General features: G+C 51.1%; 7 protein-coding genes. All 7 read right to left on the bottom strand.

The features are described 5' to 3' along the window. On the bottom strand, window positions 1-1024 hold a 1024-nt coding region (gene tuf, locus JDF658_RS08860; RefSeq protein WP_079907275.1), incomplete at its 3' end, for an elongation factor Tu. A 93-nt stretch (window positions 1025-1117) separates the two neighbouring features. Beyond that, window positions 1118-3193: an elongation factor G gene (gene fusA, locus JDF658_RS08855; RefSeq protein ID WP_079907273.1), complete on the bottom strand. Its 2076-nt coding sequence runs from the start codon at window positions 3191-3193 to the stop codon at window positions 1118-1120. Between the two features lie 45 nt (window positions 3194-3238). Further along, window positions 3239-3712, bottom strand: a complete 474-nt coding sequence (gene rpsG / locus JDF658_RS08850) for a 30S ribosomal protein S7 (RefSeq protein WP_078666623.1) — start codon at window positions 3710-3712, stop codon at window positions 3239-3241. Window positions 3713-3768: 56 nt separating this feature from the next. Then, window positions 3769-4149 (bottom strand): 30S ribosomal protein S12, encoded by a 381-nt coding sequence (gene rpsL / locus JDF658_RS08845; protein WP_078666622.1) that lies wholly within the window; start codon window positions 4147-4149, stop codon window positions 3769-3771. Window positions 4150-4248: 99 nt separating this feature from the next. Beyond that, complete coding sequence (locus tag JDF658_RS08840) at window positions 4249-4497, bottom strand: ribosomal L7Ae/L30e/S12e/Gadd45 family protein (protein WP_078666621.1); 249 nt, start codon at window positions 4495-4497, stop codon at window positions 4249-4251. A 48-nt stretch (window positions 4498-4545) separates the two neighbouring features. Next, a complete protein-coding gene (gene rpoC / locus JDF658_RS08835; RefSeq protein WP_078666620.1) occupies window positions 4546-7992 on the bottom strand; it encodes a DNA-directed RNA polymerase subunit beta' in 3447 nt (1148 codons plus the stop codon). Window positions 7993-8009: 17 nt separating this feature from the next. Continuing rightward, on the bottom strand, window positions 8010-11408 hold the full coding sequence (gene rpoB, locus JDF658_RS08830; RefSeq protein ID WP_079907272.1) for a DNA-directed RNA polymerase subunit beta: 3399 nt from the start codon (window positions 11406-11408) through the stop codon (window positions 8010-8012). Between the last annotated feature and the right edge of the window lie 269 nt (window positions 11409-11677).

Below are 11677 nucleotides of genomic sequence, written 5' to 3'. Positions count from 1 at the left end.
TGGTCCGGAAGTAGAACTGGGGCCGGTAACCGTTGAAGAAAGGAGTATGACGGCCACCTTCTTCTTTGGTCAGCACGTATACTTCAGCGAAGAACTTGGTGTGAGGCTTGATGGAACCAGGCTTGGCCAGAACCTGACCGCGCTCGATTTCCTTACGATCTACACCCCGCAGCAGGGTACCGATGTTGTCACCAGCCTGGGCCTGATCCAGCAGCTTGCGGAACATTTCCACACCGGTTACAACGGTCTTCTTGGTTTCTTCTCTCAGACCGACGATTTCTACTTCGTCTCCAACCTTAATAGTACCACGTTCAACCCGACCGGTAGCAACAGTACCCCGACCGGTAATGGTGAACACGTCTTCAACCGGCATCAGGAAGGGCTTGTCGATATCCCGCTCAGGAGTGGGGATGTAGCTGTCAACAGCATCCATCAGTTCCCAGATCTTGCCGCACCACTGGCAATCCCGGGAGCCGCAGCCGCACTCCAGCGCCTTGAGGCCGGAACCGACAACAACAGGAATGTCATCACCGGGGAACTCGTATTCATTCAGCAGCTCCCGCACTTCCATTTCAACCAGTTCCAGCAGCTCGGGATCATCTACCATGTCAGCCTTGTTCAGCCAGACTACGATGTGAGGCACACCTACCTGACGGGCCAGCAGGATGTGTTCCCGGGTCTGAGGCATAGGACCATCTGCAGCGGATACAACCAGGATAGCACCGTCCATCTGGGCAGCACCGGTGATCATGTTCTTAACATAGTCAGCGTGACCAGGACAGTCCACGTGAGCATAGTGACGCTGGTCAGTTTCATATTCAACGTGGGCGGTATTGATGGTAATACCTCTTTCCCTTTCTTCAGGAGCAGCGTCGATTTCATCGTATTTCTTAACTTCAGCTTTACCCTGGGTAGCCAGTACTACAGTGATAGCAGCAGTAGTAGTGGTCTTACCATGGTCTACGTGGCCGATAGTACCAACGTTTACGTGGGGCTTTGTCCGTTCGAATTTAGCTTTAGCCATTTAATCTTTCCTCCTATCTACTATGTATTCCTCAAATATAAGCAAGGGGGGCCATCTGGCCCCCACAAGCTGTCACCACAACTATAAGGAACCTTAGCCTTGCCGTTTGGCAATGATCTGTTCGGCGATGTTGCGTGGTACTTCCTCGTAGTGCGAGAATTGCATTACGTAGGTTCCGCGCCCTTGTGTTCTGGACCGCAGGTCGGTAGCATAACCAAACATTTCGGCCATCGGTACAAAGCCCCGGATAACCTGAGCATTCCCTCTGGGTTCCATGCCTTCAATCCGACCACGACGGCTGTTTATGTCACCGATTACATCACCCATATATTCTTCTGGAACGACTACCTCTACCTTCATGATGGGCTCCAGGATCACCGGATCCGCCTTGGGAGCTCCGGCCTTAAAGGCCATGGAACCAGCAATCTTAAAGGCCATTTCTGAAGAGTCCACATCATGATAAGAACCGTCGTAGACAGTAGCACGAATGTCGATAGCGGGATAGCCGGCTAAAATACCGTTTTCCATGGCTTCTCGGATACCAGCATCAATGGCCGGGATATATTCCTTGGGAATGACACCACCGACAATCTTGTTAACGAATTCGTAACCTTTACCCGGCTCGAGAGGCTCAAACTCAACCCAGCAGTGACCGTATTGACCGCGACCACCGGATTGCCGGACAAACTTACCTTCAGCCTTAACAGACTTGCGAATGGTTTCCTTGTAAGCAACCTGAGGACGACCAACATTGGCCTCTACCTTGAACTCCCGCACCAGACGGTCAACGATGATCTCCAGATGCAATTCACCCATACCCGAGATAATAGTCTGACCGGTTTCCGGGTCAGTATGCATCCGGAAGGTCGGATCCTCTTCAGCCAGACGCTGCAGAGCGGTGCCCATCTTTTCCTGGTCTGCCTTGGTTTTGGGCTCAATCGCTACGGAGATAACCGGATCCGGGAATTGCATGGATTCCAGGACTATCGGCTTTTTCTCGTCACAGAGAGTGTCACCGGTAGTGGTATCCTTTAAACCAACAGCAGCAGCGATATCACCGGTCCAGACTTCAGAGATTTCCTCCCGGTGGTTGGCATGCATCTGCAAAATTCGGCCTATCCGTTCCTTTTTGCCCTTGGTGGAGTTCAGAACATAGGAACCGGCAGGCAGATGGCCGGAATACACCCGGAAGAAGGCCAGCTTGCCCACATAAGGGTCAGCCATAATCTTGAAAGCCAGAGCGGAGAAGGACTCATTGTCATCTACGCGGCGAATATCTTCTTCACCGGTATCAGGGTTGATCCCTTTCACAGCTGCGATATCCAGCGGAGACGGCAGGTAGTCCACTACTGCATCCAGCATGGGCTGTACACCCTTGTTTTTGAAAGCAGAACCACACAGAACAGGAATCAGTTTAACGCTACAACAAGCAGCCCGCAGAGCCTTTTTGATTTCCTCTACAGTCAATTCTTCCCCGTCCAGGTACTTCATCATCAACTCTTCATCGGTTTCGGCCACGGCTTCAATCAGCTTTTCCCGGTATTCTGCCACCAGGTCAACCATATCAGCAGGAACATCGGTTACAGCCGACTGAGTACCCAGGTCATCAGTGTAGATGATGGCCTTACCGGTTACCAGGTCAACTACGCCCTGGAATTGATCTTCGGCACCGATGGGGACCTGGATGGGCACAGGGTTAGCTCCCAGACGATCCTTGATTTGCTTGACTACATTAAAGAAGTCAGCCCCAATCCGGTCCATTTTGTTAACAAATGCGATCCGGGGAACACCGTATTTATCAGCCTGACGCCACACTGTTTCTGACTGAGGTTCAACACCGCCAACGGAACAGAAAACAGCTACAGCACCATCCAGAACACGCAGGGAGCGTTCAACCTCTACGGTAAAATCCACGTGCCCAGGCGTGTCGATAATGTTAATTCTATGCCCTTTCCATTCGCAGGTGGTAGCAGCAGAGGTAATGGTAATACCCCGCTCCTGTTCCTGCACCATCCAGTCCATAGTGGCAGCACCATCATGGACCTCACCTATCTTGTGCACCCGACCGGTATAGAACAAAATCCGCTCGGTGGTGGTGGTTTTACCCGCGTCAATGTGGGCCATAATCCCGATGTTTCGGGTTTTATCCAAAGGAAACTTACGCGGCACTGTTTTTCCCCCTTTCCACCAAAGATGGAGCTCCTACCGGGGTAATTACCACCGGTAGTGAGCAAAGGCCCGGTTGGCTTCTGCCATCTTGTGAGTGTCTTCTTTTTTCTTGACTGCACCGCCGACATTATTGGCCGCATCCATGATTTCGGCAGCCAGTTTTTCCACCATAGTGCGCTTATCACCGCGCTTGCGAGCAAAATCGACCAGCCAGCGCAGGCCCAGAGTCTGACGCCGCTCCGGACGCACCTCAACCGGTACCTGATAGTTGGCACCACCAACCCGGCGGGCCTTAACTTCCAGCACCGGCATCACATTTTTCATGGCTTGATCAAAGACTTCCAGCGGATCCTTGCCGGTTTTGGCTCTGATTATATCAAAGGCGCCATAGGCGATTTTTTCAGCCACGCCTTTCTTGCCATCCAGCATGATTTTATTGATCAACTTGGTTACAACCTTGCTGTGGTAAACGGGATCTGGCAACACATCCCTTTTGGGCACACTGCCTCTTCTTGGCATGTATTCCCCTCCTTTCCACTAGTATTGGTAATTTATCGTCAGCTTAAACCTGATTACTACTTCTTGGCCTTAGGCCGTTTTGTACCATACTTGGAGCGACCTTGCAAACGGTTCTGCACACCAGCGCAGTCCAAAGCACCCCGCACAATGTGATATCTGACACCGGGCAGGTCTTTAACCCGGCCACCGCGTACCAGCACCACAGAGTGTTCCTGCAGGTTATGGCCGATACCGCCGATATAGGAGGTTACCTCTACACCGTTGGTCAGGCGTACCCGAGCTACTTTCCGCAGGGCGGAGTTGGGCTTTTTCGGAGTGGTAGTGTAAACCCTGGTGCAGACCCCTCTTTTTTGCGGACACTCTTTCAGAGCAGGTGCTGAAGACTTTTCAGCTACTGCTTTCCGCCCTTTGCGAATCAACTGGCTAATTGTCGGCATGTGTACACCTCCTTCCCGGAAAAACATCTAACAGAAAAATGGAAGGCCCTCAACTCTTTCGAGCAAAGGGCCTTGTGATCAAGTTAGCCCTTCTCCCGATTAAAGTAGAATCGCAGCAGAAGCACTGCCTACTTCAATACCGCAAGCTTTACCCAATTCGCGCATACTCGGCACATTCACCACAGTTATACCTTTAGCCTGGCACAACTGCAGTAGGGGAGCTATCACATGGTTTTCCGCATCCTGGGCCACAAAGACTTTCGTCGCCTGGCCCCGCTCCACCGCCTTGATAGTCTGCTTGGTGCCGATGGCCTTGCGCCTGGCAGTTTGCAACTCTCCCAATGGCATAAGCAGGCTCCTCCTTATAAATCCAGACACTTTAATAATATATCACGCTCATGAATTACTGTCAACCTCTTTAATCTTTATATTCCTGTATCTGGACATGCCTGTACCAGCCGGCACCAGCTTACCTATAATTACGTTTTCCTTCAAGCCCAGCAGCGGGTCAGTCTTACCCTTGATTGCTGCCTCTGTCAGCACCCGGGTGGTTTCCTGGAAGGATGCTGCTGACAGGAAGGACTCGGTAGCCAGCGATGCTTTGGTGATGCCCAGCAATACCGGTTTGGCGGTAGCAGGGGTGCCGCCAGCTGCCAGTACTCTTGCATTTTCATCTTCAAAATCAAAGATATCTACTGCTGCACCCGGCAAGAGTTCGGTATCGCCCGGGTCTTCAATTTTCACTTTCCGCAGCATCTGCCGTACCATTACTTCGATGTGCTTGTCATTAATATCCACACCCTGCATCCGGTAAACCCGCTGTACCTCGCTGACCAGGTAGGTTTGTACTCCCTCTAAACCAACAACCCTCAGGATATCATGCGGATTGATGGAACCTTCAGTCAGCGGCTGCCCGGGCTCAACCCGATCGCCGTTCCGCACCTTTAGGCGGGCCCCAAAAGGCACGGAATAGACGCGACTGTCCACCGGATTATCGGCCAGGATCTCGATCTCCCGGCGATTGGCCTTGGGTTCAGTGATTTTTACTATCCCTGCTACTTCGGCAATTATCGCTTGCCCTTTAGGTCTACGAGCTTCAAACAATTCTTCTACCCGGGGCAAACCCTGGGTAATGTCCTCACCTGCAACACCACCGGTGTGGAAGGTCCGCATCGTCAGCTGGGTACCAGGTTCGCCGATGGACTGGGCAGCAATAATACCCACCGCTTCCCCGATGTCCACCATATGACCGGTCGCCAGGTTGCGGCCATAACATTTTTTACATACACCATAACGGGTTTTACAGGTCAGTATTGAACGAATCTTGACTTTGGTAATTCCTGCCTCGATGATCCGATCGGCGGTATCGTCATCAATTTCTTCGTTAGCCCGGACCAGAACTTCCCCAGTCTCGGGATGAACTATATCTGTCGCTGCAATGCGGCCAGCAATCCGGTCCTTCAAGTTCTCAATGACTTCCCGCCCGTCGGTAATTGCTTCCACGGTAATCCCGGCGGTTGTACCGCAATCTTCTTCCCGTACTATCACGTCCTGAGCCACATCCACCAGACGGCGGGTGAGGTAACCGGAGTCAGCCGTTCTCAATGCCGTGTCAGCCAGACCTTTCCGGGCCCCGTGAGTAGAGATGAAGAACTCCAGCACTGACAAACCTTCCCGGAAGTTGGCCTTAATTGGCAAGTCGATAATTCGCCCGGAAGGGTCAGCCATCAAGCCCCGCATACCGGCCAGCTGCCGGATCTGCTGGATATTACCCCGAGCACCTGAGGTAGCCATCATGTAAACGGGATTGAAGCGGTCCAGGTGTTCCATCAAGGCATTGGTTACCTCTTTGGTAACCTTATCCCAGATAGCGATTACCTGATTGTAGCGCTCCTCTTCGGAAATCAATCCGCGTCTGAACTGGGTCTCAATTTTTTCTACCTGTTTATCCGCCTCTTCCAGCAAGATTTTTTTCTTAGGCGGAACTGTGATATCAGCAATACCAATGGTTATCCCCGCCTGGTTGGCGTAACGATAACCCAGTTTTTTCATACCATCCAGCAGCTCGGCAGTCTTACTGTAACCCAGTTTACGATAACAACGGTCTACCAGCTGGGCCAGGGCCTTTTTATCCATCAGCTTGTTGTAATACCCCAGCTCATCAGGAATAACTTCATTGAAAATCAGACGACCAATAGTGGTTTCCAGCATTTCGCCTTTGTAACGCACCTTGATTTTAGCCTGTAATTCGCACCGACCGGTTTCATAGGCCATAATGGCTTCATTGGGATCGCGGAAATAGCGGCCTTCCCCATAAGCCCCTTCTTTTTCAATGGTCAGGTAATAGGCCCCTAATACCATGTCCTGGGTGGGAGCTGCTACCGGCCGTCCATCCTTGGGGTTGAGGATATTATGGGCAGACAGCATCAGCAAACGAGCTTCTGCCTGGGCCTCTGCCGAGAGGGGAACGTGAACAGCCATCTGGTCCCCATCAAAGTCAGCATTGTAGGCAGTACAGACCATAGGATGGATCTTGATGGCCCGCCCTTCAACCAGAACCGGCTCAAAAGCCTGAATTCCCAGACGGTGCAAGGTAGGAGCCCGGTTAAGCAGGACGGGATGCTCCTTGATCACCTCTTCCAGGACATCCCAAACCTGCGGGTTAACCCGTTCTACCATCCTTTTGGCACTTTTGATATTATGGGCCAGCCCTTTGGCGACCAGTTCCTTCATCACAAAGGGCTTAAAGAGCTCTAGAGCCATTTCTTTCGGCAACCCACACTGGTGCAACTTCAATTCCGGGCCGACAACGATAACAGAACGGCCGGAATAGTCTACCCGTTTACCCAACAGGTTCTGGCGGAAGCGCCCCTGTTTCCCCTTCAGCATATCACTGAGGGATTTCAGCGGCCGGTTGCCCGGGCCAGTAACCGGTCGGCCCCGACGGCCATTATCGATTAGAGCATCTACTGCCTCCTGCAACATGCGTTTTTCATTGCGTACAATTATATCCGGAGCCCCCAGCTCCAGCAGGCGCTTGAGCCGGTTATTGCGGTTAATTACCCGGCGATAGAGATCATTCAAGTCTGATGTGGCAAAACGACCACCATCCAGCTGGACCATCGGACGCAGTTCCGGCGGAATAACCGGCAGCACATCCAGAATCATCCATTCCGGTCTGTTCCCGGACTTGCGGAAAGCCTCCACTACTTCCAAACGGCGAATGGCCCGCACTCGCCGCTGTCCGGTGCTTTCCTGAATTTCCCGTCTTAGTTCAGCTGCCAGCTCATCCAGGTCCAGTTCCATCAACAATTCTTTGATGGCCTCTGCCCCCATACCGGCTTTAAAGTCATCACCATATTTTTCTTTGTATTCCCGATACTCTCCCTCTGTAAGCAGTTGTTTTTTCATCAGCGGAGTATCACCGGGGTCGATGACTACATAATTGGCAAAGTAGAGGACTTTCTCCAGGGAACGGGGCGACATATCGAGTATCAGCCCCATACGGCTGGGGATGCCCTTAAAATACCAGATATGGGAAACGGGAGCCGCCAGTTCAATATGGCCCATCCGTTCCCGGCGCACTTTGGCTCTGGTAACTTCCACGCCACAGCGCTCGCAAACTACACCTTTATAACGCACCCTTTTGTACCGGCCACAATGGCACTCCCAGTCCCGGGTAGGACCAAAAATCCGCTCACAAAACAGCCCATCCCGTTCCGGTTTCAAGGTGCGGTAGTTGATGGTCTCGGGCTTCTTTACTTCACCGCTGGACCAGGCCCGAATCTGATCGGGCGAAGCCAGCCCAATGCGCATGCGGTCGAAGTTATTGACGTCCAACAAGGGCCTCGCTCCCTTCCCTATTCTTCATCAAAGTAATCGCCATCATCCAGGACAGTATCCATATCTGCTATTTTTTCCAGTTCTTCCAGGCTCTCAAAGTCGATGCTGTCTTCATCCATATCCTCGCTATAATTATCTTCCTCATTGTATTCATCATCACCTGGTTTTACAGGTGCCTCGGGCAGGACAGCACTCAGACCCAGTTCCTTGGCCTGGTCGGTAGTGTCATCTTCAAATTCACCGATTTCAATTTCCTCATCGTTTTCTGACAGGACCTTCACATCCAGACCCAGGCTCTGCAGTTCCTTAATCAATACTTTGAAGGACTCTGGTACACCGGGTTCTGGCACATTTTCGCCTTTGACAATGGCTTCATAGGTCTTTACCCGACCCACCACATCGTCAGACTTAACGGTGAGGATTTCCTGCAGTGTATAGGCAGCACCATAAGCCTCCAGGGCCCATACCTCCATCTCACCAAAACGCTGTCCACCAAATTGAGCCTTACCACCCAGAGGCTGCTGGGTAACCAGAGAGTAAGGGCCGGTAGAACGCGCGTGGATCTTGTTATCAACCAGGTGCGCCAGTTTTAGCATGTACATGTAACCCACAGTTACCGGGTTATCAAAAGGCTCACCGGTACGACCATCATAAAGGATAGTCTTGCCATTAGCCGGCAGACCAGCGGCCTCCAGGGTCTTGAAAACATCATTCTCCTTGGCCCCATCAAATACAGGGGTAGCAACCCGGATGCCCAGGGTTTTGGCAGCCCAACCCAGGTGAGTCTCCAGCACCTGACCGATATTCATCCGGCTCGGCACACCCAGAGGGTTGAGCACGATTTCCACCGGTGTCCCGTCCGGTAAAAAGGGCATATCTTCTTCGGGCAGGATTTTGGAAATAACCCCTTTGTTCCCGTGGCGACCGGCCATCTTGTCACCAACGGAAATTTTCCGCTTCTGGGCGATAAAAACCCGCACCAGCATGTTTACACCAGGAGGCAGTTCATCCCCTTTATCGCGAGAGAACACCTTTACATCCACGATTTTGCCGGCCTCACCATGGGGTACACGTAGAGAAGTATCCCTTACTTCCCGGGCCTTTTCACCGAAGATAGCGCGCAACAACCTTTCTTCCGCAGTCAGCTCCGTTTCACCTTTCGGGGTAACCTTACCCACCAGGATATCGCCGGGCCGAACCTCAGCACCCACCCGGATAATTCCGTTTTCATCCAGGTCTTTCAGAACATCATCCCCGACATTGGGGATATCACGGGTGATTTCTTCCGGACCCAGCTTGGTGTCCCGGGCTTCACATTCATATTCCTCGATATGGATAGATGTAAAGTAATCTTCCTTGACCAGTTTCTCGCTGATCAAAATGGCATCCTCGTAGTTATAACCTTCCCAGGGCATAAAGGCAACCAGCACATTGCGTCCCAGTGCCAGTTCGCCCTGATCGGTTGAAGGCCCATCAGCGATGATTTCCCCCTTCTCAATCCGTTGACCTTTTTTGACAATGGGCTTCTGGTTAATACAGGTTCCCTGGTTGGAACGGGTAAACTTGGTCAATTTATATACATCGACAGTACCCTCATCAGACTTAACGATGATTTCATTGGCTGTTACCCGTTGTACTACCCCGCTATTGCGGGCAACGATAACCACTCCACTATCCAGAGCCGCCTTGTATTCCATCCCGGTACCCACATAGGGTGCATCAGTGCGCAGCAATGGCACTGCCTGCCGCTGCATGTTGGAACCCATTAGAGCCCGGTTAGCATCATCGTTCTCCAGGAAGGGAATCAACGCCGTAGCAATTGAAACAACCTGTTTGGGTGAAACATCCATCAAATCAATTTTTTCCACCGGAACCATGATAATATCATGACCATGCCGGACATTGGCCTTATTGACCAGAATCTTCCCGTTTTCATCCACCGGCAGATTGGCCTGGGCGATATAATATTTATCCTCTTCATCAGCCGTTAGGTATACGATTTCATCGGTAACAACGCCCCGCTCCTTATCCACCTTGCGATAAGGAGTTTCAATAAAGCCATATTCGTTGATACGGGCATAAGTGGATAGTGACCCGATCAAACCGATGTTGGGACCTTCAGGGGTCTCAATCGGACACATCCGCCCATAGTGAGAATGGTGAACGTCCCGGACTTCGAAACCGGCTCGTTCCCGGCTCAAGCCACCAGGTCCTAGAGCTGACAAACGCCGTTTGTGGGTCAGCTCAGCCAGCGGATTGGTCTGATCCATAAACTGGGACAGCTGGCTGCTGCCAAAAAATTCTTTGATGGCAGCTGAAACTGGACGGGTATTGATCAGGATTTGAGGTGTTACCCCCTCCACATCCTGAATAGTCATGCGCTCCCGTATAACCCGCTCCATACGGGCCAAACCAATCCTGAACTGGTTTTGCAACAACTCACCAACCGAGCGCAAACGCCTGTTGCCCAGATGGTCGATATCGTCACCTTCACCTTCTCCATCCATCATCTTCAGCAACCGTTTCATGGTAGCTATAATATCTTCTTTGGTCAGGTGACGGACATCTTTGGCAATATCCAGTCCCAGTTTTTTATTGAGTTTATAACGGCCTACATGGGCCAGATCATAGCGTTTGGGGTCAAAAAACAAAGAGTTGAGTAAGGTTCTGGCACTTTCTACCGTCGGCGGTTCACCGGGTCGCAACCGTTTATAAATTTCAATCAGGGCCTCATCTTCCGAATCAGCATTATCCCGCTCCAAAGTCATTCTGATGCGAGCGTCATCATCAAACAGCTCCAGGACCCTGGCATTGGTCCCCCAGCCCAGCGCCCGTACCAGAACAGTCGCTGGCAGTTTGCGGGTCCGGTCTATCCGCACAAACAGGTTGTCATTTAGATCTGTTTCAAATTCCAGCCAGGCACCTCGGTTTGGAATAATGGTTGCCCCAAAGACATCCTTGCCGCTGGGGTCCATTTGTTTGGAAAAATAAACCCCGGGAGAACGAACCAGCTGGCTGACGATTACCCGCTCTGCCCCATTGATAATAAATGTTCCCTTTTCTGTCATCAGCGGGAACTCAGCCATAAATACTTCCTGTTCCTTAATTTCCCCGGTTTCCTTGTTGATCAACCGTACCTTTACTTTCAGAGGCGCCGAGTATGTAACATCCCGTTCCTTACTCTCTTCCACCGAGTACTTGGGCTCCCCCAGATTATAGTCAACAAACTCCAGGGAGAGGTTGCCGGTAAAATCCTCGATGGGCGAAATATCGCGGAACAGTTCACGCAGGCCCTCGTCCAGGAACCATTTATAGGAGTTCTGCTGGATTTCAATCAGGTTGGGCATGTCCAACACCTCTTGAATCCGCGCATAACTCCAGCGTTCCCGTTTTCCGACCTTGACCGGATAGAACATGCAGAACCTCACCTCTCGCTATTTTTTCGCATACTTATAGCATGGCATTTTTTAATTATAGCATTCATCCTTTCCTTCGTCAAGAAAATAATTACAAAATGCTTTTTGCGATGTACCCTTTTTCAGAATGAAAATTGCTAAAAATATTATAAATAAATTTTTTAAACATTATCATTCAGTTGTTTAGCAAGGATAACGGTATCTCTCTTTTTTTAAATCCTAAAAAAGGGCGCACTAATCCCACTAGCCCTAAAATGACTTCTTAATCA

The sequence above is a fragment of the Carboxydocella sp. JDF658 genome (genome assembly GCF_002049395.1).
Lineage (GTDB): Bacteria > Bacillota.
Note: the sequence above shows the minus strand (reverse complement) of the source record. Positions and strands in the feature narration are given on the sequence as shown.

Bases quoted from the DNA above. Each gene is read 5' to 3' on its own strand.
- JDF658_RS08840 (WP_078666621.1), bottom strand. From the start codon at position 4,497: ATGCCATTGGGAGAGTTGCAAACTGCCAGGCGCAAGGCCATCGGCACC.
- rpsG (WP_078666623.1), bottom strand. From the start codon at position 3,712: ATGCCAAGAAGAGGCAGTGTGCCCAAAAGGGATGTGTTGCCAGATCCC.
- rpsL (WP_078666622.1), bottom strand. From the start codon at position 4,149: ATGCCGACAATTAGCCAGTTGATTCGCAAAGGGCGGAAAGCAGTAGCT.
- rpoB (WP_079907272.1), bottom strand. From the start codon at position 11,408: ATGTTCTATCCGGTCAAGGTCGGAAAACGGGAACGCTGGAGTTATGCG.